The organism is Pseudomonas sp. NPDC088885 (genome assembly GCF_044750025.1).
Taxonomy (GTDB): domain Bacteria; phylum Pseudomonadota; class Gammaproteobacteria; order Pseudomonadales; family Pseudomonadaceae; genus Aquipseudomonas; species Aquipseudomonas rustica.
The window spans coordinates 1-21,225 of sequence record NZ_JBIVJB010000085.1 but is presented as its reverse complement, the minus strand read 5'-3'; the positions used below and the strand labels follow the sequence as shown (position 1 = coordinate 21,225).

Below are 21,225 nucleotides of genomic sequence, written 5' to 3'. Positions count from 1 at the left end.
TACCTGCTAGATCCCGAGACCAACCGCTTCGTCCTGATGGCCACCGAGGGCTTGAACAAGCGCTCGATCGGCAAGGTCAGCATGGCACCCAACGAAGGTCTGGTCGGTCTGGTCGGCACGCGTGAAGAACCCCTGAACCTCGAAAACGCGTCTGTTCACCCGCGCTACCGCTACTTCGCCGAAACCGGTGAAGAGCGTTACGCCTCGTTCCTCGGTGCACCGATCATTCACCACCGCCGCGTCGTCGGCGTGTTGGTCATCCAGCAAAAAGAACGCCGCCAGTTCGATGAAGGTGAAGAAGCCTTCCTCGTGACCATGAGCGCGCAGCTCGCCGGCGTTATCGCCCACGCCGAGGCCACGGGTTCGATCCGCGGCTTGGGCCGTCAGGGCAAGGGCATTCAGGAAGCCAAGTTCGTCGGCGTGCCGGGTTCACCGGGTGCGGCGGTCGGTACTGCGGTGGTCATGCTGCCGCCGGCCGATCTCGACGTGGTGCCCGATAAAAACATTACTGACATCGACGCTGAGCTGGCGCTGTTCAAGACCGCCATCGAAGGCGTGCGCGCCGACATGCGCGCGTTGTCCGCCAAACTCGCGACGCAGCTGCGCCCGGAAGAGCGCGCGCTGTTCGACGTCTACCTGATGATGCTCGACGATGCCTCGCTGGGCAGCGAAATCACCACCGTGATCAAGACCGGCCAATGGGCCCAGGGCGCGCTGCGTCAGGTGGTCACGGAACACGTCAACCGTTTCGAACTGATGGACGACGCCTACCTGCGTGAGCGTGCCTCGGACGTCAAAGACCTCGGTCGCCGTCTGCTCGCGTATTTGCAGGAAGAGCGTCAGCAGAACCTGGTCTACCCGGAAAAAACCATTCTGGTCAGCGAAGAACTGACGCCGGCAATGCTCGGCGAGGTGCCGGAAGGCACGCTGGTCGGTCTGGTTTCGGTACTCGGTTCGGGTAACTCGCACGTGGCGATCCTTGCCCGGGCGATGGGCATTCCGACGGTGATGGGTCTGGTCGATCTGCCGTACGCCAAGGTCGACGGCATCGAAATGATCGTCGACGGCACGCGCGGCGAGGTTTACACCAACCCGAGCGAAGTGTTGCGCAAGCAGTTCGCCGAAGTCGTCGAAGAAGAGAAACAACTGGCGCTGGGCCTCGATACCCTGCGCGACCTGCCGTGCGTGACCCTCGACGGCCACCGCATGCCGCTGTGGGTCAACACCGGTCTGCTCGCCGATGTGGCGCGGGCGCAGAAGCGTGGCGCCGAAGGTGTCGGCCTGTACCGCACCGAAGTGCCGTTCATGATCAACCAGCGTTTCCCGAGCGAAAAGGAACAACTGGCGATCTACCGCGAGCAGCTCGCCGCGTTCCACCCGCAACCGGTGACCATGCGCAGCCTCGACATCGGCGGTGACAAGTCGCTGTCGTATTTCCCGATCAAGGAAGACAACCCGTTCCTCGGCTGGCGCGGCATCCGCGTCACCCTCGACCACCCGGAAATCTTCCTGGTGCAGACCCGCGCGATGCTCAAGGCCAGCGAAGGCCTGAACAACCTGCGGATTCTGCTGCCGATGATCTCCGGCACCCATGAACTCGAAGAAGCCCTGCACCTGATCCATCGGGCTTGGGGCGAAGTGCGCGACGAAGGCACCGACGTGCCGATGCCGCCGATTGGCGTGATGATCGAGATCCCGGCGGCGGTTTATCAGACCAAGGAACTGGCGCGGATGGTCGACTTCCTGTCCGTCGGCTCCAACGACCTGACCCAGTATTTGCTGGCGGTCGACCGTAACAACCCGCGTGTGGCCGATCTTTACGATTACCTGCATCCGGCGGTGCTGCAAGCCCTGCAAACCGTGGTGCGTGATGCGCATGCGGAAGGCAAACCGGTAAGTATCTGCGGCGAGATGGCCGGTGATCCGGCGGCGGCGGTGCTGTTGATGGCTATGGGTTTTGACAGTTTGTCGATGAACGCCACCAACTTGCCGAAGGTGAAGTGGATGTTGCGTCAGGTGAATTTGAGCAAGGCCAAGGATTTGCTGGCGGAGCTGATGACCATCGACAACCCGCAAGTTATCCACAGCTCGCTGCAATTGGCGCTGAAGAACCTAGGGTTGTCGAAGATGAATCCGCCGGCGGTGGTCAAAGCTCTCTGAAGATCAAAAGCCCCTCACCCTAACCCTCTCCCGGAGGGAGAGGGGACTGATTGGGGGATGCTGCAGACTTACGCCGACCTGAAAGTGCTGTGCCGAATCCATAATCGATTCGCACGGACTTCAAGGTGCTTTGCCGAATCCATAATCGATTCACACCGACTCGAAGGTGCTGTGCGAATCCATAATCAACTCGGTCTTTCAGGTCGATGTATGGCCCAAGACACCTCGGTCGGCCCCCTCTCCCTTTGGGAGAGGGCTGGGGTGAGGGTTTGCTCTTAGACACAAACCTCAACTTCCCCAAGATGCCCGCCATACGGCCCAAAACTCCGCTCGACCATCCGCCGCGTCCCATTCGCCTGCACCACCAACGCCGTACTCGCCCGCGTCCCATAACTCTGGCTGGCAATAAACACACTCGACAACAAAGTCTCCGTCGCCATCCCCACCCCGGTATCCGGCAGCTCAGCCGACGGCGCAACCTGCGCATCACTCAACAACCCCAGCAACCGCTCAGGCGTCGGATCATCCAGCGCCGCAGTCAGTGCAGCCTTGGCTTTAAGCAACTTCGGCCACGGCGTATCCAGCCCTGCATTGGATAACCCATAGACGCCAGCCGCCAACATCACCGGCTCCGACAACCTTGCATTGAAATGCCACAACTCATGGCTGTTGCCGAGCAGCAGATTAAACCCGGCATATTCCGCCGAGCGCCCAACCACATCGATCAAATAATCATCAATCGACAGATCACCGGTCAGAAACCGCGCCACCAGTTCCCCTCGCGATTTACGCGCCGGCGGCTGTTGCGGATCACGAATATTGGTCAGCGCCGCAAAGCGCCCATTAGCGCCAATCCCCAGCCAGGTGCCCCCAGCCTCAAGATCACGGCCCGCGTGCACGTGCGGCGCTTCGGGCCATGGCGCCAGCGGCAGGCTCGGTCGGGCGTAGAATTCGTCACGGTTAGCCGCGACGATCAGCGGCTGGGCATGGCTCGGGCGCCAGGCGAAAACAATCAGGCACATAAGGTGATCCTTGTGTGTTTTTTGCTCACTCTACGCATCCAGCGCCCGTGCATCCATCGTAAGTGGAGCCGAAGGCCATGCATCCGTTACCATGCCGCTCCGGTTTTCGGGATGCGTCTGGGAGAGGGACATGGAATTTCTGCTCTATCTGGCGCTGGGCGCCTGTGCTGGCGTGTTGGCCGGGCTGTTCGGGGTAGGCGGCGGGATCATTATTGTCCCGGTGCTGGTGTTCAGTTTTACCTTGCAGGGCTTCGACCAGTCGATCCTCACGCATCTGGCAGTCGGCACGTCGCTGGCGACGATTATTTTCACCTCGGTCAACGCCGTGCGTGAGCATCATCGTCGAGGCGCAGTGCGCTGGCCGATCTTCATGTGGATGGCCGTGGGTATCCTGCTTGGCGCCGGTTTCGGTGCCGTGACGGCCGAAGCGATTTCCGGCCCGCACCTGCAAAAGATCATCGGCGTGTTCGCGTTGGTGATCTCGGTGCAGTTGGCGCTGGACGTCAAACCCAAGGCCAGTCGAACCGTGCCGGGCAAATTCGGTCTGACCGTGGCCGGCAGTGTGATCGGTTGGGCCTCGGCGATTTTTGGCGTTGGCGGCGGATCGCTGACCGTGCCGTTCCTGACCTGGCGCAGTGTGCCGATGCAGCAAGCGGTGGCGACGTCATCGGCCTGCGGTCTGCCGATCGCTTTGGTCAGTGCTTTAAGTTTCATGATTCTGGGGTGGCACGATCCGTTGTTGCCGCCGCATAGTCTCGGTTTTGTGTATTTGCCGGCGTTGTTGGGCATCGCCCTGACCAGCATGGTTTTCGCCCGCATCGGCGCGCGATTGGCGCACAGGTTGTCGCCGCGCTTGCTGAAACGGCTGTTCGCCGCTTTGCTGTTCAGCGTGGGTTTGAGCTTCCTGCTTTAACCGCGTCGCAATCCTGGCTTAATCCTGAGGTGGCAGCGTCGCCCGGGAATTTTGGTTTCAACTCTAACGAGGAGTCGCAATGCTGCCTTACCCGCAGATCGACCCGGTGGCCCTGGCCATCGGTCCGCTGAAAATCCACTGGTACGGTCTGATGTACCTGATCGGCATTGGCGGTGCGTGGCTGCTGGCGTCGCGCCGGCTCAACCGTTTCGACCCGACCTGGACCAAGGAGAAACTCTCCGACATGGTCTTCTGGATGTCGATGGGCGTGATCGTCGGCGGACGTCTGGGCTATGTGCTGTTCTACGATCTGAGCGCTTATCTGGCCAACCCGACGCTGATTTTCGAAGTGTGGAAGGGCGGCATGTCGTTTCACGGCGGCTTCATCGGGGTGATGCTGGCCGCGTTGTGGTTCGGCAAGCGCAATGGCAAGTCGTTCTTCCAGTTGATGGACTTCGTCGCGCCAATGGTGCCGATCGGTCTGGGCGCCGGGCGCATCGGTAACTTCATCAACGCCGAGTTGTGGGGCAAAGCCACCGACGTGCCGTGGGCCATGGTCTTCCCGCCATTCAGCGATCCGGCGCAACTGCCGCGTCACCCATCGCAGCTGTATCAGTTCGCGCTCGAAGGCGTGGCGCTGTTCCTGATCCTGTGGATTTTCTCGCGCAAGCCGCGTCCGACCATGGCCGTTTCCGGCATGTTCGCGCTGTTCTACGGCATCTTCCGTTTCATCGTCGAATTCGTTCGCGTGCCGGATGCGCAACTGGGCTATCTGGCCTGGAACTGGCTGACCATGGGCCAAGTGCTCTGCGTACCGATGATCGTTGGCGGGTTGTTCCTGATCTGGCTGGCCTATCGTCGCGCACCGGCAGCACCGCTCGCGCCGACGGCTTAAACTACGAACCCCGGCGCGCGACGCCGGGGCTCAAAGGACACAGGTAACTCATGAAGCAATATCTCGAACTGGTCTCGCACGTCATTCAGAACGGCAGCAAACAGGCCAACCGCACCGGCATCAACACCATCAGCTTCCCGGGTGCGATGCTGCGTTTCGATCTGCAGGAAGGTTTCCCGGCGATCACCACGCGCAAAATGGCCTTCAAATCGGCCATCGGCGAGATGTGCGGGTTTCTCCGTGGCGTCAACAACGCCGCTGAATTCCGCGCGCTGGGCTGCAAGGTCTGGGATCAGAACGCCAACGAAAACGCGCAGTGGCTGGCCAACCCGTTCCGTCAGGGCGACGACGACCTCGGCGAAATCTACGGCGTGCAATGGCGCAAATGGCCGGCGTACAAGCAGATCCCGCTGAGCAACAGCGCCGCCATCGAACAAACCTTGAGCAACGGCTACAAGCAAATCGCTCAAGGCGAAGAAGACGGCCAGGCCTACGTGGTGCTGTACAAAGCCATCGACCAGGTGCGTCAGTGCGTCGACACGATCATCAACGATCCGGGCAGCCGCCGCATTCTGTTCCACGGCTGGAACGTCGCTCAGCTGGATGAAATGGCCCTGCCGCCGTGCCACCTGCTGTACCAGTTCCATCCGAACGTCGAGACCAAGGAAATCTCCCTGACCCTCTACATCCGTTCCAACGATCTGGGTCTGGGCACGCCGTTCAACCTTACCGAAGGCGCCGCGCTGCTGAGCCTGATCGGTCGCCTGACCGGCTACACGCCGCGCTGGTTCACCTATTTCATCGGTGATGCGCACGTCTACGAGAACCATTTGGACATGCTCAACGAACAGCTCAAGCGCGAGCCGTTCGCCATGCCGAAACTGAAAATCTCGGATCGCGTGCCGGAGTTTGCCAAGACTGGCGTGTACCAGCCGGAATGGCTGGAACTGGTCGAGCCGAGTGATTTCTCGCTGGAAGGCTACGAACACCACGCGCCAATGACCGCGCCAATGGCGGTCTAAAAAACAATACGCAGTACCCTGTGGGAGCGAGCCTGCTCGCGAAGAGGGCGTGTCAGTCATAGAGATGTCGACTGATACACCGCTTTCGCGAGCAGGCTCGCTCCCACATTTGGTTTTGTGGAAGTCTCAGGATTTATGTATTTCCACTGTCATTTCTGACAGTAGCCTACCTGCCGCGTCCCGTGATTAGCTGACGGCCTCCTAAGCGAGGTAACAGTCATGGCAGACACAGGCGGGTTTTTCGATGGCGGCAGTGCGGGCTCCGGTTTCTCGACCGAGACGGTACTGACAGCGACAGCAACGGCATTACAGGCGCCGCTGATCGCCTACTTCTACTCAAAGGAAAACCGCTATTTCGAGTTCGGCAAAACCGAGCCCGAAGGCGCTGTCATTCCGCTGGAAATCATTGGCCCGGGTTCGCCGTTCATCGCTTCGACGTATGCGCTGGCTGACCCGACCTCGCCGCAGATCATCATTGGCGACACGCTTCGCGCGGAGTGGCTGGCATTGGACGGTACCCCTTCGTTTCAATCGGCAGACGTTGTGGTGAACAGCAAGGATTATTGGATTCCGATTGCCATCCCGGACAACGAGCTCAAGCGCCTGGAAGGCCTCGAAGTCGAGGTGGTTTTCTTTCACCTTCCGCAAGCCGGAGGTGCAAAACCTTCACCTGCGCAGAAAGTCTTTGTCGCCCCAGAGCTGGGCCGCAAGCCTGCGCTTGAGGTGGAAGGCGTGGCCAATGACGTGCTGGAAGCCGCCGCGTTCCCGGATGGCGTTACCGTAAGCCTGCAGCCGATTGACAACCTGCGCGCCTGTTACGGCATCGAAATTCTCTGGACGCAATCGCCGGATCATTGGGTCGAGCGTCAGCGTCGATTGGCGGTTAATCCAAAGCAGACGATGGCGTTTCACATCGCGCCTGAGGTTTATCAGGCGCATGTCGGGCGCAGGGTGACGGTGCAATACGTGATTTATCTGGGGGCGCGGCTGAGTCCGAATTTTTACTGGAACCCGGGCGTCGTCACGGAAGTGAGTTTTGAGGTGATCTGAACCCCTGTAGGAGCTGCCGAAGGCTGCGATCTTTTGATCTTATAAACAGCAAAATCAAAAGATCGCAGCCTTCGGCAGCTCCTACAGGGGTTTTGTGGTGTTCTTTAGTGGCCGTGGCTGCGGCCTACGTGGGAGTGTTCGACTTCGGTGGCGACGACTCCGCCGCTGACCTCCAAGCGCTGCAAAATCCCGCATTGCTCGGCCCCCGGCCCTTCGCCACAGCGTTGGCGCAGGTCGAGCAGTTGTGTCTGCAACGCCAGTAACCCATCAATCCGTGCCTTCACATGTTGGATGTGTTCATCGATCAGCGTGTTCACGCTTTCACACTGATCCTGCGGGCTGTCACGCATGGCCAGCAGGCTGCGGATTTCTTCGAGGGTCATGTCGAGGGTGCGGCAGTTGCGGATGAAGGTCAGGCGTTCGGCGTGGGCCTGGGTGTAGACGCGGTAGTTGCCGTCGCTGCGGGCCGGTTCCGGCAGGAGGTTTTCGCGCTCGTAGTAGCGGATGGTTTCCACGGCGCAGTCGGTGAGTTTGGCCAGTTCTCCGATCTTCATGACGGCAATCTCCAAAAGGGTGCTTGACCCTATAGTGGCTACAGGGTCTTTACTTGGCAACAGGCACCTTCATGGACGCGACCAATGAGCGATTCCCAGCACACCCACAAGCCCGGCGACGGCCACGATCACAGTCATAAATTGCAGCCTGTGCATAAGCATTCACAGGGCGGCGATTCTTGCTGCGGGTCGAAAGTTGCAGCGCCGGCACCGGTTCATGCGCACGAAGACGCCTGCTGCTCGTCGACAGCCGCCGCGCCTGCGTTGGTGCAACTGAGCGAAAAGACCACCGCCGACGCGCGGCTGAGCAGTTTCCGCATCGAGGCGATGGACTGCCCGACCGAGCAGACGCTGATCCAGAACAAGCTCGGCAAACTCGCCGGCGTGCAGCAACTGGAATTCAACCTGATCAACCGCGTACTCGGTGTGACCCACAATCTGCCGGGTACCGAGCCGATCACCGAAGCGATCAAATCCCTCGGCATGCACGCCGAGCCGCTGGAGGCGGGCGTCGATGCGCCGGCCCCGGCGCCAGTGAAAAAACACTGGTGGCCGCTGGCGTTGTCCGGCATCGGCGCGCTTGCCGCTGAAGTCATCCACTTCACCAACGCCGCACCCACTTGGGTGGTGGCGATTATCGCGCTGGTGTCGATTCTCAGCGGTGGCCTGACCACCTACAAAAAGGGCTGGATCGCCCTGAAGAACCGCAACCTCAACATCAACGCGTTGATGAGCATCGCCGTGACCGGTGCCATCCTCATCGGCCAGTGGCCGGAAGCGGCGATGGTGATGTTCCTGTTCACCGTCGCCGAGCTGATCGAAGCGCGTTCGCTTGACCGTGCGCGCAATGCGATCAGCGGCCTGATGCAGATGACGCCAGAGCAAGCCACGGTGTTGCAGGCTGACGGTTCGTGGGTCGAACAGGACGTGAAAAGCGTCGAACTCGGCGCCCGTGTGCGAGTGAAGCCCGGCGAGCGCATTGCGCTGGACGGTGAAGTGCTCAGCGGCAACTCGACCATCGACCAGGCGCCGATCACCGGGGAAAGCCTGCCGGTCGAGAAAACCGTCGGCGACAAAGTCTTCGCCGGCACCATCAATCAGGCTGGTTCACTGGAATACGCGGTCACCGCTGCGGCGAACAACTCGACGCTGGCGCGAATTATCCACGCCGTCGAACAGGCCCAAGGCGCGCGCGCACCGACCCAACGATTCGTCGATCAATTCTCGAAAATCTACACGCCTGTGGTGTTCGTGTTTGCCTTGGCCGTGGCGATCATTCCGCCGCTGTTCATGGGCGCTGTGTGGTTCGACTGGATCTACCGCGCGCTGGTGTTGCTGGTGGTCGCGTGCCCGTGTGCACTGGTGATTTCCACCCCGGTGACCATCGTCAGCGGCCTCGCCGCGGCGGCGCGTAAAGGCATTCTGGTCAAGGGCGGTGTGTACCTGGAGGGCGGTTTCAAGCTCGATTATCTGGCGCTGGATAAAACCGGCACGATCACCCATGGCAAACCGGTGCAGACCGATTACCTTTCCCTCGATCCAACCGCCGATGCCACGGCACCGGCAATCGCCGCTGCTTTGGCCGGACGCTCCGATCACCCGGTGTCGCTGGCCATCGCCAACGCCGCTGTGGATAAAAACTTCGCCGCGCTGATTGTGGATAACTTCGAAGCGCTGGGCGGGCGTGGTGTCAAAGGCGAAATCAACGGCCAGACCTATCATTTGGGCAACCATCGTCTGGTCGAAGAACTCGGCCTGTGCTCGCCAGCGCTGGAAGAAAAACTCTTCGCACTGGAGAAACAGGGTAAATCCGTGGTGCTGCTGCTCGACAGTTCCGGCCCGCTGGCGCTGTTCGCCGTGGCCGATACCGTCAAGGAAACCAGCCGCGAAGCGATCCGTCAGTTGCATGAACTCGGGGTGAAAACCCTGATGCTCACCGGCGACAACGTCCACACCGCCCAAGCGATTGCCGCGCAGGTCGGCATCGACGAGGCTCGCGGTGATTTGCTGCCAACCGACAAACTGCAAGCCATTGAAGATCTGTACAAGCAGGGCCATCGTGTGGGCATGGTCGGCGACGGCATCAACGACGCGCCAGCACTGGCCCGCGCCGAGATCGGTTTCGCCATGGCCGCGGCCGGCACCGACACGGCGATCGAAACCGCCGATGTCGCCCTGATGGATGACGATCTGCGCAAGATTCCGGCCTTCATCAGCCTGTCGCGCAACACCGCCAGCATCCTGAAACAGAACATCGCCTTGGCGCTGGTGATCAAAGCGATCTTTCTTGCGGTAACCTTCGCCGGACTCGCCACCATGTGGATGGCGGTGTTCGCCGACATGGGCGTGAGCCTGTTGGTGGTGTTCAACGGTTTGCGCCTGCTGCGCAAATAGATGAGGAAGAGTTGTGCTGAGTGCCGAGCTGAAAGCGTTTTACATGGTCGCCCGCCTGGGCAGCATCACGCTGGCGGCGAAAAAACTCGGCCTCAGCCAACCGACCGTGACCACGCAGATACGTAATCTGGAAAGTCAGTATTCGGTGGAACTGTTCTACCGTGGCGGCCGGCGCCTGAGCGTCAGTGACGAAGGCGCGCGGTTGCTGCCGATGGTTAAAACGTTGTTGCAGCAGGAAGCCGATATCGAGTTTTTCCTGCGTAACAGCGGTCAGGTGCAGGGCACGTTGCGCATCGCCGCCACGGCGCCGTATTACATCCTCGATCTGGTAAAGACCTTTCGCGAGCGCCTGCCGCAGGTGGAGGTGTCGGTGGAAATCGGCAACTCGCAGCAGGTACTGGAAGCGCTGGAGGACTATCGGGTGGATATCGCTGCGTCATCGCAGTTGCTGGATGACGCGCGGTTGATTCGTCGGGTGCTCGGGACTGATCCGCTGGTGCTGGCGGTGCATCGCAATCATCCGCTGGCGGCGCAGGAGCATGTGACGTTGAGTGCGCTGGCCGGGCATACGTTGTTGATGCGTGAGTCGGGTTCGACCACGCGGCGGTTGACCGAAGAATTGCTGGCGAGTGCCGGGGTGAGTTTCGGGCCGTTGCTGGAGATTGGCAGCCGTGAGTCGATTCGGGAGGCGGTGTTGCGCAATATCGGCATCAGCATCATTGCCCGGCAGGAAGTGCCGCATGATCCGCAATTGCGCGTGCTGACGATCGAGAATGCACCGCAGATTCCTGAGTACCTTTATTGCCTGAAAGAGCGCAAGGGCGCGCGGTTGCCCGCGGCGTTCCTAGGCTTGGCCCAAGAAATGTCCCCCGCGTAATGATCGTTCCCACGCTCCGCGTGGGAATGCAGCCCGGGACGCTCTGCGTCCCAAGAGCCGAACGCGGAGCGTCCGATGAGGCATTCCCACGCAGAGCGTGGGAACGATCTCTGGTGAACCAAAATCCCCGAATACCACTATCAGCAGTTTTTGCCTCACTGCCACATGACGGACGCATTACAACTCTAGGATTGGCCCCATCTGCTTGATGAGGTCTGTCCATGAATCCTGCCATCGCAACTGCCCTGACCAACCCCGGTGCGCCGATGAAAGTGCGCGGCGTGCAGAAACGCTTCGGCGCGTTCACCGCGCTGGATAATGTCTCCCTCGACGTCGCCGCCGGTGAACTGGTGTGCCTGCTCGGCCCGTCGGGCTGCGGCAAAACCACGTTGCTGCGCTGCATCGCCGGTCTGGAGAAACAGGACAGCGGCGAGCTGTACCTCGGCGACCGCGACGTCTCGCACCTCGCCCCGCAGGCCCGTGACTACGGCATTCTGTTCCAGTCCTACGCGCTGTTCCCCAATCTGACCGTCGAAGCGAACATTGCCTACGGCCTCGCCGGCAGTGGTCGCGACGAAGTGCGCCGGCGTGTCGGCCAGATGCTGGAACTGGTCGGCCTCATCGGCAGCGAAAAAAAATACCCCGGCCAATTGTCCGGCGGCCAACAGCAGCGTGTCGCACTGGCCCGTGCTCTGGCACCAGCTCCCTCGCTGCTGTTGCTCGATGAACCGATGTCCGCCCTCGACGCCCGCGTCCGCGAGCATCTGTGCACCGAGCTGCGCCAACTGCAACGCAACCTCGGCATCACCACCCTGATGGTCACGCACAATCAGGACGAAGCCATGCTGATGGCCGACCGCATCGCCGTGATGAATAACGGCCGCGTCGAGCAATACGCCACCCCGCAGGAAATCTACAACCGCCCGGCCACACCGTTCGTGGCCGAGTTTGTCGGCCAGGGCAACTGGCTGCCGTTCCAGCGCAGCAGCGACACTCACGCGCAGGTCGGCGGGATGAACCTGCGCCTCAGCGATGGCAGCGTTCAGCGCGCCTCGGGCCGTTTGTTCTGCCGCCCGGAAGCGATCAACGTCAACCCGCCGGTGCACGAAGAGAACCTGTTCCCGGCCAAAGTTCGCGAAATCACCTTCCTCGGCAACCGCTGTCGCATGAGCTTCGAACTCGATCAATTGCCTGGCCACGCCTTGCTCGCCGAACTCGCGCCGGAAGCCATGCCGCGCCTCGGCGCCCAGCAAATCATGGTCGCCTTGCCGCCGCGCAGCCTGCAGGTGTTTGCCTGATGAACAGCAACCTCGCGCTGCCGCTACCGCACAAGCAGGTGCGACAGTCCTCGAAAGCCGAGATCGGCGACCGTATTTTTGTCGTCGGCGGCAAATTGCTCCTGTTGGTCCTGCTCAGTATCGCGGTGTTGCTGCCGTTGCTGGCGATCTTCTGGCGTGGCTTCAGCAATGAAGCCGGGCAGGGCGGTGGCTGGCTCGCGGCGAAAGAGCTGGTGAGCAGCGAGAATTTCCACTGGCTGCTCGGCAACAGCCTGAAAGTGTCCCTCAGCGTTGCGGCCATCGTCGTACCGCTGGCCTACCTGTTTGCCTACGCGCTGCAACGCACGATGATTCCGGCGAAGGGCATCTGGCGCGGGATTTCCTTGTTGCCGCTGATGGCGCCGTCGATGCTGCCGGGGATTGCACTGGTTTATCTGTTCGGCAACCAGGGCATGTTGCGCGGACTGCTCTCGGACAACATCTACGGGTTCTGGGGGATTGTGCTGGGTGAGGTGATTTACACCTTCCCGCATGCGCTGATGATTCTGCTCTCGGCATTGTCGCTGGCCGATGCGCGGCTGTTCGATGCCGCGTCGAGCATGGGCGCCAGTCCGGCCAAAGCGTTTCGCAGCATTACTTGGCCGGCAACTCGCCAGGCCGTGTTCGCTGCGTTCTGTCTGGTGTTCACCCTGACCATCACCGATTTCGGTGTGCCGGTGGTGGTCGGTGGCGACTATCAAGTGCTGGCGCTGGAAGCCTACAAAGCCGTGGTCGGCCAACAACAATTCGGTCGCGGTGCGTTGATCGGCATGGTGCTGTTGCTGCCGGCGCTGTTCAGCTTCGGCGTCGATGCCTGGCTGCGTCGGCGTCATGGCGACTCCATGAGCGGTCGCGCTCAAGTGTTCAAACCGGCACCGTCGAAACTGCGCGATGGCTGCTATCTGGCGATTGTTCTGCTGATCAGCGCGGCGTTGATCCTGGTGTTCGGTATGGCGGTGTTTTCGTCGCTGGTTAAGTTCTGGCCGTACAACCTGTCGCTGTCGCTCAACCATTACCAGTTCAACGAAACCGCTGGCGGTGGCTGGCTGGCTTACAGCAACAGTTTGAAAATGGCGCTGGGCACGGCGTTGATCGGCAGCGTGCTGATTTTCACCGGTGCTTATCTGATGGAGAAAACCCGCGATCAGCGCGGCCTCAACCTGGCGTTGCGCATGCTTAGCTTTGTGCCGATGGCGGTGCCGGGGCTGGTGCTCGGTCTGGGTTACGTCTTCTTCTTCAACCTCACGGGTAACCCGCTGCACGTGCTGTACGGGACGATGACGCTGCTGATCGTCTGCACCATTGCGCACTACCTGACCACCGCCCAAATGACCGCGACCACTGCATTGCGCCAACTCGACGCCGAGTTCGAAGCCGCTGCGCTGTCGCTGAAGGCGCCGCTGTACCGGCATTACCTGCGCGTCACCGTGCCGATCTGCCTGCCGGCGCTGCTGGACATTGTGCGCTACCTGTTCGTCTCGGCGATGACCACGGTTTCTGCCGCGATCTTCCTCTACAGCCCCGACACCATCCTCGCGGCAGTCGCGGTGCTGAACATGGATGACGCCGGCAACGTCGGCGGTGCGGCGGCGATGTCGACCCTGATTCTGTTCACCTCGGCGGGCGTGTCCTTGCTGCTGGCGTGGGCGTCGCGCGGCTTGCTGCGCCGTTCTCAAGCCTGGCGGCAAACCGCGCCCGGTCACTGATTCACACCCTCAACTCAAAAGACAGGATACCGATCATGTTCAAGCCTTTGGCCCTGGCCGCTGCTGTGCTCGCTACTTTCAGCCTGAATGCCTTCGCGGCAAAAACCGAGTTGACGGTGTACACCGCCCTCGAAGCCGAGCAACTGAAGTCCTACAAAGAAGCGTTCGAAAAAGCCAACCCGGACGTCGAGATCAAATGGGTGCGTGATTCCACCGGGATCATCACCGCCAAACTGCTCGCCGAAAAGGCTCGCCCGCAGGCTGACGCGGTGTGGGGCCTCGCGGCTTCGAGCCTGGCGATCCTCGACCAGCAAGGCATGCTGCAAAGCTACGCGCCGAAGGATCTCGGCAAGATCGGCGCGAACTACCGCGACGCCGCCAACCCGCCAGCCTGGGTCGGCATGGACGTTTGGGCTGCGACCATCTGCTTCAACACTGTCGAAGCCGAGAAGCAGGGTTTGACCAAGCCAGTGAGCTGGCAGGATCTGACCAAGCCTGAGTACAAGGGCAAGATTGTTATGCCGAACCCGGCGTCGTCCGGCACCGGTTTCCTCGACGTCAGCGCCTGGCTGCAAACCTTCGGCGAGAAGCAGGGCTGGGCGTACATGGATGGCCTGCACCAGAACATCGGCCAGTACGTTCACTCCGGTTCCAAGCCTTGCAAACTGGCAGCGGCGGGCGAGTTTCCGATCGGGATTTCCTTTGAATACCCGGCGGTACAGCTGAAGCGTCAGGGCGCGCCGCTGGACATCATCCTGCCGAAAGAAGGTCTGGGCTGGGAGATCGAAGCGACTGCCGTGATCAAAGGCACGCCGCATGAAGAAGCGGCGAAGAAACTGGCGGACTTCTCGGCGAGTGCTGAGGCGATGGATCTGTATAAAGAGAACTTCGCTGTTCTTGCGCAGCCGGGGATCGCCAAGCCGCAGACCGAATTGCCGGCGGATTATGAGCAGCGTTTGATCAAGAACGACTTTGCCTGGGCCTCGAAGAATCGCGACGAGATCCTGACTGAGTGGCGCAAGCGTTATGACGGCAAGTCCGAGAAAGTGGCTGCCAAGTAAATCTTCGTAGTCTGACCGGGCCTGATCGCGAGCAGGCTCACTCCTACAGGGGAACCTGTGCTGATCGTTCCCACGCTCCGCGTGGGAATGAATCCCGTGACGCTCCGCGTCACTATGGACGCAGAGCGTCCTTGGCTGCATTCCCACGCGGAGCGTGGGAACGATCATCGAGGTAGCCTCATGAAACACCACAAAGACCTGCTCATCGTCGGCGCCGGCATTCTGGGCCTGTCCCACGCCTACGCCGCCGCCAAACGCGGCCTCAAAGTCGCCGTTTTCGAGCGCACCGCCACGCCCCTCGGCGCCTCGGTGCGCAACTTCGGCCAGGCCCTGGTCACCGGCCAGCCACCCGGCCCAATGCTCGCACTGGCCAAGGCCAGCCGCGAAATCTGGGGCGACTGGGCGCAACTCGCCGGGCTGCAAATCAAGCGCAACGGTTCGTATCTATTCGCCAGAACCGAAGCCGAAGAACACCTGCTCGACACCTTCTGCGCCGGCCGCGCGGTGGAACACGGCTACAACGTTGACCTGCTGCGCGGCGCCGCCCTGCGCGATCTCTACAACGGCCAGTTCAGCCATCACCGCGCCGCGCTTCATGGCCTCGACGATCAACAGCTTTACTCTCGCGAAGCGATTCCGGCATTGATCGACTACCTGCGCCGCGACCTCGGCGTCGAGTTCCACTTCTCCACACTGGTGCGCGACGTAGAACCCGGTCGCCTGCACAGCACTGCCGGCACGTTTACCGCGAAGCAGATCATCGTCTGCTCCGGCCACGATTATCAGACCTTGCTGGCCGAACCAATCGCCGCGCTCGACCCGCAAATCTGCCGTCTGCAAATGCTCCGCGCCAAACCTGCGACCGAGCTGAATCTGCAACACGCCTTGCTCACCGGCCTCAGCTGCGTGCACTACGGCGCCTTCGCCGATCTGCCGGAAGCGGCGGCGGTGCAGGCGCAGATCCTGCGTGAACAACCGCACCTGCACGACAACGGCATCCACCTGCTGATCAGCCCGACGCCGTACGGCGAACTGATCATCGGCGACTCGCACCATTACGGCAGCGACGCTTCACCGTTCAATGCCGAGCAAGTGGACAACTGGATGATCGAGCTGGCCGAGCAAACACTGGGCTGCAAGGTGCAAGTGGTCGAGCGCTGGCAGGGCGTCTATGGTTCTCGGGGGCCGGGACCGTTTTCGTTGCTGCGCCCGGCAGCGGGGTTGAGTGTGGCGCTGATGCACACCGGCGTCGGCATGAGCGTCGGCCCGGCGATGGCCGAACGCAACGTTGCACAGTTGTTGGAGGAAATTTGATGACAGGTCACGAAAAAACCGTCGCCACGGTATTCGCGCTGTATGAGCGTTTTGGCACCAGCGATTACATCGGCGAACCGGTGTCACAGATCGAGCACATGTCCCAGGCCGCCGAACTGGCGATCGCCGAAGGTTTTGATGATGAAGTGGTGCTGGCGGCGTTCTTCCATGACATCGGCCATTTGTGTGCCGAAGGCGCGGAGAACATGGGCGGGTATGGCGTGGTCAGCCATGAACGGCTGGGTGCGGATTATTTGCGCGAGGCCGGTTTCAGTGAGCGGCTGGCGCGGCTGGTGGAATATCACGTGCAGGCCAAGCGGTATCTGACGCTGCGTGAGCCGGGGTATTTCGAGCGGTTGAGTGAGGCGAGCCGGCGGACGCTGGAGTATCAGGGCGGGGTGATGACGGAGGCGGAGGCGGATGTGTTTGAGCGGGATCCGTTGTGTGCGGTCAGTTTGCGGATGCGGCAGTGGGATGAGTTGGCCAAGGAGATGGCGGTGCCGGTGATGGATTTGGCGGTGCTCAAGCGCAAGGCTGAGGTTTTGTTGTCGGCAGGGTGATTGTCGCCCTCACCCCAGCCCTCTCCCGGAGGGAGAGGGAGCCTACGGAGTTGTTCTCAGGTGATACATCGACCTGAAATATCCAGCCGAACTCAGGTTTTGAAAAGCCTGGAGATCTGCTCCCTTCCCCCTCTACCCCTTGGGGGCGGTCCGACGTTTCGGGAGGGCTGGGGTGAGGGGGTAGCGATCTACAGCTCAAGCACCCGATCAACCAACGCCTCAATCTGCTCCTGCCTTTCCGCCTGATTCAACTTCGCCTGCGAATTGAGCGACGACCACTGCGGATGCGCCCGCGCCTTGTTCAGCGCCTCCGGCAACTTGCCCTCACGCCAGGTTTTATCCTGCGGAGTAGCCACCTGAACCGCATCCATCGCCGCATGCCCACGCTGATCCAGCGCCAACACCAACTGCCGCTGGCGCAGCGCCAACAGCCGCAATACCCCGTCATCCACCGTCAACTCACGCTGCCCTTTAATCTTGCCCAGCAAGCGACTGCCATAACTGCGCGCCGTCTGCAGCACACCCCCGGCAATCGCCCCCGCCAACGCCGCTGCGCCAAGGGTAATCCCGCCAACCAGCAAATCCACACCAGCCCCCGCCGCCGCACCCGCAGCAATACCGCCACCCACGTGCACACCGAGTTGCTTCAAGGTTTCCGGGTTGAACAGATCATCACCCCAACGCCCATCGAGCAACGGCAAATCACTCGCCGCCGCATCCTGCGGACGAAACGCATACAGCTTGAGCAACGCCTCAACACACTTCTGCTCGCGCTGACGGACAGCCTTGCGCAGTTCGCTGATGGCTTGCTGTTCCTGCTCCGCTTCGCTGACCACACGGCGCCGACAAGCAGCGCAATCGATCAACAATTCAGCAATCAACCGCGCCGCACTTTGCTGACGCGCCAGGCGCTGAGCCTGTTGATCAGCAATCAACCGTTCCAGTTGCGGACGAGCACTTTCCAGCAGCAGCGCGAGGCTTTCATACAGCCGCCGCTCGCCATCTTCAGGCGGCGCCACGCTGTCGAAACGCACCAACGCATGCAGCCCGAGCCGCGCCAGCGCCTCGCGCCAATCCGGCTCGCGATGGTTGGCGCTGCTGACAAAATTCAGCACCGGCAGCAGCGGTTTGCCGCAACTGGCGAGCACTTTCAGTTCATCGCGGTACTTGGCCAGCACCGGTTCACGGGCATCGATCACGTACAACCCGGCGTCGGAGGCGAGCAGTTGCCGCAGCACTTTCGCCTCCTGCTCGAAACGCTGGCGCGCCTCGCTGCCGTCGAGAAACCGCGCCAGCCGCGCCGGGCCATCGAGGCGTTCGCCGGGGCGTTCCAGACGTTCGAGAAAATCCAGCAGGGCGATGGCATCTTCCAGTCCCGGCGTGTCGTAGAGGTCGAGCAACGGCTCGCCGTCCACCGACAACCGCGCGCCTTCGACATGCCGCGTGGTGCTCGGGCGATGGGAGACTTCGCCGAAACCGACATCGCGGGTCAGCGTACGCAGCAGCGAGGTTTTACCGACGTTGGTGTGGCCGACCACCGCGAGTTTCAGCGGCGCTTTCCAGGCATCAGTCATGGCCAGTCTCCAGCCAGTTCAACGGCGCGCAATCGGCAAACTGCAGATCAAGCTGTTGCAGCGCGATGTGCCAGTCGCCGAGGCGTTCGGCATCCAGCGCTTCACCGGGCGGCGCTTGCAGCAGCCAGACGCGGGTTTCTCCAGCGTTGCGCGCCAGTTCGGCGATCAAGGCGAGGCTGCCACGATCCGGTGAACGCCGTGGGTCGCAGGCAATCGCCAGACGTGCCGGCGGGAAGCGACTGAGTTGTTCGAGAAGTTTATGGCGTGATTCGCGGCTGTCGAGGATGCCAGCATTGCTGACATTTTTCGGCAGCGCGGGCGGCCATGGGCGTTGTTCGTCGAGTTCGATGGCGACCAGCAACGCACCTTCGCTGGCGAGTTCGCCGACGCTGCTTTCGACTCGATGCAGTTGTGCAGGCTCCGGATCATTGACGCCGAGGCGTTCGCTGGTCGGCATCAGACGTTCGCGCAATTGCGCGTAGCCGGGCAGGTTCAAGTCCAGACGCAGCGCGGCTTTGCCGCTGTTCCAGCGCCAGAAACACAACAGCGTCAGCAGCAGACGCGGCAGCACGCCGTACACCACCAAAACGCCAACCAGCCAGGTCGCCCAAGCCTGACGGGCGCTTTCGATGTCGAGCGCACCGTCGCCGCTGGCGCGGATCATCTCCACCGTCGGCACGTTGAAACCGAGCAGCGACGGTAGATACCCCAGCGCGTGGGTGACATGGATAAAGGTGTCGGCGCTGAGAATCGTGGTTTCCCAGACGAAGCCGTAGCGCCGGGTCGCCATCAGCGTCAGCAGCAGAATCAGCGAGCTGAGTATCGCCAGCAACCACAATCCGTTGACCAGCGTACCGAGCGCCCAGCGATTGAGTTTCTTGCGTTGCAGCATCAGCAGCAGGGCGGGCGCCAGTTGCGCGGCTTTGGCGTCGCGGGCCATTTTTTCGCTGAGCCATAACCACAATCGCCCGAGCGTGGCGCCGTGTTCGCCGGCAAAGATCAAGCCCAGCAACCAGCTCAGCAGCAGAATCAGGTTCAGCCCGAGCAGACTGCCCAAGGCCCAGAACACATTGACCGGCGTCTGGCCGAGTGCGGCGAAGGCCAGACCGGCGCCGCTCAGCGCCGCGAAGATCATCAGCAACACCAGCGCCAGACGCGCGCCTTGCAGCCAGTGTTTAAGTGCTGCCGTCAACCCGTCACGTTCGGCCAGCCATAACGCGCGGCGCTGAATGCGGCTCGGCAGATCGCCGCCGGCCGCGCGCGCCAGTCGATTGGCTTCCATATCTTCCAGCGGGCCTGCGTGTTCTTCGCGCAGGCGCACGGTTTCGGTGAGCCAGAGGTTTTGCAGTGGAGTCAGTTCAGTCACGCGGCATCCCGTCGCTTAATCCAGCGCTGAGCATAACCGCTGTGGCGCTTATCGGGGTAAGCGCGGCTCTGGTATCCTCGCCGGCATGACTAAATCACTCCCCCTCAGCCTGATCGCAGCCCTCGGTGAAAACCGCGTGATCGGCGTCGACAACAGCATGCCCTGGCACCTGCCGGGGGACTTCAAATACTTCAAGGCCACGACCTTGGGCAAGCCGATCATCATGGGTCGCAAGACCTGGGATTCGCTCGGCCGACCGCTGCCGGGGCGCTTGAACATCGTAGTCAGCCGTCAGGCCGATCTGGTGCTGGAAGGTGCCGAGGTGTATCCGTCGCTGGAAGCAGCGGTGGTTCGCGCCGAAGAATGGGCGAAAGAGCAGGGCGTTGATGAGCTGATGCTGATTGGTGGCGCGCAGTTGTACGCGCAAGGGCTGGCGCAGGCGGATCGTCTGTATCTGACTCGCGTGGCGTTGAGCCCGGAAGGGGATGCGTGGTTTCCGGAGTTTGATTCGGAGCAGTGGAAGCTGGTTTCCAACGTTGAAAACCCGGCGGTTGAAGATAAGCCGGCGTACAACTTCGAAGTCTGGGAAAAAGCCTAAATTGTGGCGAGGGGATTTATCCCCGTTGGGTTGCGCAGCAGCCCCAAAATAATGGGGTCGCTACGCAACCCAACGGGGATAAATCCCCTCGCCACAAGTATGTGTTGCAGTTAAGCCTGCGCCAACTCCGCATGCTCATCAGCATCCAGCAGTTCTTTATCAGTCTGTTGCATCACCTGACTGGTAATAGCACCCGCCGTAATCGAACCGCTCACGTTCAACGCCGTACGCCCCATATCAATCAGCGGTTCAACCGAAATCAGCAACGCCACCAGTGACACCGGCAAGCCCATCGCCGGCAGCACGATCAGCGCCGCGAACGTCGCGCCGCCACCGACACCGGCCACACCGGCCGAGCTCAGCGTCACAATCGCCACCAGCGTCGCGATCCACAGCGGATCCAGCGGGTTGATGCCCACAGTCGGCGCAACCATCACCGCCAACATCGCCGGGTACAGCCCCGCGCAACCGTTTTGGCCAATCGTCGCACCGAACGATGCGGCAAAACTCGCCACCGACTGCGGAATCCCCAGACGACGCGTCTGCGCTTCAATGCTCAGTGGAATGCTTGCCGCGCTCGAACGGCTGGTGAACGCGAACGTCAGCACCGGCCAGATCTTGCGGAAGAAACGCAGCGGATTGATCCCCGCCGCTGACACCAGCAAACCGTGTACGACAAACATCAGGCCCAGACCCAGATACGACACCACGACAAAACTGCCGAGTTTGATGATGTCCTGCAGGTTGGAACCGGCGACCACTTTGGTCATCAGCGCCAGCACGCCGTACGGGGTCAGCTTCATCACCAGACGCACCAGACGCATCACCCAGGCTTGCAGGGTG

18 protein-coding genes are annotated in these 21,225 nt (G+C 61.4%); 13 read left to right on the top strand and 5 right to left on the bottom strand.

Annotated features, from left to right (window positions below; all coding sequences use genetic code 11):
• A partial coding sequence (gene ptsP, locus ACIP1X_RS23230; protein ID WP_400755322.1) for a phosphoenolpyruvate--protein phosphotransferase occupies positions 1–2,160 on the top strand: 2,160 nt, incomplete at its 5' end.
• A gap of 275 nt (positions 2,161–2,435) precedes the next feature.
• Here the strand turns inward: ptsP and ACIP1X_RS23225 are convergent.
• On the bottom strand, positions 2,436–3,182 hold the full coding sequence (locus tag ACIP1X_RS23225; protein WP_400755320.1) for an NRDE family protein: 747 nt from the start codon (positions 3,180–3,182) through the stop codon (positions 2,436–2,438).
• A 130-nt stretch (positions 3,183–3,312) separates the two neighbouring features.
• Between ACIP1X_RS23225 and ACIP1X_RS23220 the strand changes: the two genes are divergently transcribed.
• The 4 genes from ACIP1X_RS23220 (at position 3,313) to ACIP1X_RS23205 (ending at position 7,062) form a co-directional block, all read left to right on the top strand.
• Positions 3,313–4,095 carry a sulfite exporter TauE/SafE family protein gene (locus tag ACIP1X_RS23220; protein ID WP_159811909.1) on the top strand — a complete coding sequence of 261 codons (783 nt, stop codon included), beginning with the start codon at positions 3,313–3,315 and terminating at the stop codon, positions 4,093–4,095.
• A 79-nt stretch (positions 4,096–4,174) separates the two neighbouring features.
• A complete protein-coding gene (gene lgt, locus ACIP1X_RS23215; protein WP_007913003.1) occupies positions 4,175–4,990 on the top strand; it encodes a prolipoprotein diacylglyceryl transferase in 816 nt (271 codons plus the stop codon).
• Positions 4,991–5,040: 50 nt separating this feature from the next.
• Positions 5,041–6,012: a thymidylate synthase gene (locus tag ACIP1X_RS23210; protein WP_400755319.1), complete on the top strand. Its 972-nt coding sequence runs from the start codon at positions 5,041–5,043 to the stop codon at positions 6,010–6,012.
• Between the two features lie 219 nt (positions 6,013–6,231).
• A complete protein-coding gene (locus ACIP1X_RS23205; RefSeq protein WP_400755317.1) occupies positions 6,232–7,062 on the top strand; it encodes a hypothetical protein in 831 nt (276 codons plus the stop codon).
• Positions 7,063–7,166: 104 nt separating this feature from the next.
• Here the strand turns inward: ACIP1X_RS23205 and cadR are convergent, their stop codons facing one another.
• Positions 7,167–7,616: a Cd(II)/Pb(II)-responsive transcriptional regulator gene (cadR, locus tag ACIP1X_RS23200; protein WP_053124784.1), complete on the bottom strand. Its 450-nt coding sequence runs from the start codon at positions 7,614–7,616 to the stop codon at positions 7,167–7,169.
• Positions 7,617–7,700: 84 nt separating this feature from the next.
• On the opposite strand from cadR, the gene ACIP1X_RS23195 reads away from it, so the two are divergent.
• The 7 genes from ACIP1X_RS23195 (at position 7,701) to ACIP1X_RS23165 (ending at position 16,844) form a co-directional block, all read left to right on the top strand.
• Positions 7,701–10,010 (top strand): heavy metal translocating P-type ATPase, encoded by a 2,310-nt coding sequence (locus tag ACIP1X_RS23195; RefSeq protein WP_400755315.1) that lies wholly within the window; start codon positions 7,701–7,703, stop codon positions 10,008–10,010.
• A 13-nt stretch (positions 10,011–10,023) separates the two neighbouring features.
• On the top strand, positions 10,024–10,887 hold the full coding sequence (locus ACIP1X_RS23190; RefSeq protein WP_122842395.1) for a LysR family transcriptional regulator: 864 nt from the start codon (positions 10,024–10,026) through the stop codon (positions 10,885–10,887).
• A 221-nt stretch (positions 10,888–11,108) separates the two neighbouring features.
• Positions 11,109–12,185 carry a putative 2-aminoethylphosphonate ABC transporter ATP-binding protein gene (locus ACIP1X_RS23185; protein WP_400755313.1) on the top strand — a complete coding sequence of 359 codons (1,077 nt, stop codon included), beginning with the start codon at positions 11,109–11,111 and terminating at the stop codon, positions 12,183–12,185.
• Positions 12,185–13,909: a putative 2-aminoethylphosphonate ABC transporter permease subunit gene (locus tag ACIP1X_RS23180; protein ID WP_400755311.1), complete on the top strand. Its 1,725-nt coding sequence runs from the start codon at positions 12,185–12,187 to the stop codon at positions 13,907–13,909. Before ACIP1X_RS23185 ends, ACIP1X_RS23180 begins: the two co-directional genes overlap by 1 nt.
• Positions 13,910–13,944: 35 nt before the next feature.
• On the top strand, positions 13,945–14,970 hold the full coding sequence (locus tag ACIP1X_RS23175) for a putative 2-aminoethylphosphonate ABC transporter substrate-binding protein (protein ID WP_053124777.1): 1,026 nt from the start codon (positions 13,945–13,947) through the stop codon (positions 14,968–14,970).
• Positions 14,971–15,150: 180 nt separating this feature from the next.
• Complete coding sequence (locus tag ACIP1X_RS23170) at positions 15,151–16,284, top strand: TIGR03364 family FAD-dependent oxidoreductase (protein WP_400755309.1); 1,134 nt, start codon at positions 15,151–15,153, stop codon at positions 16,282–16,284.
• A complete protein-coding gene (locus tag ACIP1X_RS23165) occupies positions 16,284–16,844 on the top strand; it encodes a phosphonate degradation HD-domain oxygenase (protein ID WP_400755308.1) in 561 nt (186 codons plus the stop codon). The genes ACIP1X_RS23170 and ACIP1X_RS23165 overlap by 1 nt, the downstream gene beginning before the upstream one ends.
• 188 nt (positions 16,845–17,032) lie before the next feature.
• On the opposite strand, the gene ACIP1X_RS23160 is transcribed toward ACIP1X_RS23165, so the two are convergent.
• Both ACIP1X_RS23160 and ACIP1X_RS23155 read right to left on the bottom strand, forming a co-directional pair.
• The gene (locus tag ACIP1X_RS23160) at positions 17,033–18,418 is read right to left on the bottom strand and encodes a GTPase/DUF3482 domain-containing protein (protein ID WP_400755306.1); all 1,386 of its coding nucleotides are present in this window, start codon (positions 18,416–18,418) and stop codon (positions 17,033–17,035) included.
• Complete coding sequence (locus tag ACIP1X_RS23155; protein ID WP_400755304.1) at positions 18,411–19,784, bottom strand: DUF2868 domain-containing protein; 1,374 nt, start codon at positions 19,782–19,784, stop codon at positions 18,411–18,413. Before ACIP1X_RS23155 ends, ACIP1X_RS23160 begins: the two co-directional genes overlap by 8 nt.
• A gap of 85 nt (positions 19,785–19,869) precedes the next feature.
• Between ACIP1X_RS23155 and ACIP1X_RS23150 the strand changes: the two genes are divergently transcribed.
• Entirely contained in the window at positions 19,870–20,382 is a 513-nt protein-coding gene (locus tag ACIP1X_RS23150) for a dihydrofolate reductase (RefSeq protein ID WP_400755302.1), read from the top strand.
• A gap of 110 nt (positions 20,383–20,492) precedes the next feature.
• On the opposite strand, the gene ACIP1X_RS23145 is transcribed toward ACIP1X_RS23150, so the two are convergent.
• Positions 20,493–21,225 (bottom strand): cation:dicarboxylate symporter family transporter (locus ACIP1X_RS23145; protein WP_400755301.1); only part of this gene is annotated, 733 nt, incomplete at its 5' end.

Coding starts and splice junctions, on each gene's coding strand:
- ACIP1X_RS23225 (WP_400755320.1), bottom strand. CDS start 3,182: ATGTGCCTGATTGTTTTCGCCTGGCGCCCGAGCCATGCCCAGCCGCTG.
- ACIP1X_RS23220 (WP_159811909.1), top strand. CDS start 3,313: ATGGAATTTCTGCTCTATCTGGCGCTGGGCGCCTGTGCTGGCGTGTTG.
- lgt (WP_007913003.1), top strand. CDS start 4,175: ATGCTGCCTTACCCGCAGATCGACCCGGTGGCCCTGGCCATCGGTCCG.
- ACIP1X_RS23210 (WP_400755319.1), top strand. CDS start 5,041: ATGAAGCAATATCTCGAACTGGTCTCGCACGTCATTCAGAACGGCAGC.
- ACIP1X_RS23205 (WP_400755317.1), top strand. CDS start 6,232: ATGGCAGACACAGGCGGGTTTTTCGATGGCGGCAGTGCGGGCTCCGGT.
- cadR (WP_053124784.1), bottom strand. CDS start 7,616: ATGAAGATCGGAGAACTGGCCAAACTCACCGACTGCGCCGTGGAAACC.
- ACIP1X_RS23195 (WP_400755315.1), top strand. CDS start 7,701: ATGAGCGATTCCCAGCACACCCACAAGCCCGGCGACGGCCACGATCAC.
- ACIP1X_RS23185 (WP_400755313.1), top strand. CDS start 11,109: ATGAATCCTGCCATCGCAACTGCCCTGACCAACCCCGGTGCGCCGATG.
- ACIP1X_RS23180 (WP_400755311.1), top strand. CDS start 12,185: ATGAACAGCAACCTCGCGCTGCCGCTACCGCACAAGCAGGTGCGACAG.
- ACIP1X_RS23175 (WP_053124777.1), top strand. CDS start 13,945: ATGTTCAAGCCTTTGGCCCTGGCCGCTGCTGTGCTCGCTACTTTCAGC.
- ACIP1X_RS23170 (WP_400755309.1), top strand. CDS start 15,151: ATGAAACACCACAAAGACCTGCTCATCGTCGGCGCCGGCATTCTGGGC.
- ACIP1X_RS23165 (WP_400755308.1), top strand. CDS start 16,284: ATGACAGGTCACGAAAAAACCGTCGCCACGGTATTCGCGCTGTATGAG.
- ACIP1X_RS23160 (WP_400755306.1), bottom strand. CDS start 18,418: ATGACTGATGCCTGGAAAGCGCCGCTGAAACTCGCGGTGGTCGGCCAC.
- ACIP1X_RS23150 (WP_400755302.1), top strand. CDS start 19,870: ATGACTAAATCACTCCCCCTCAGCCTGATCGCAGCCCTCGGTGAAAAC.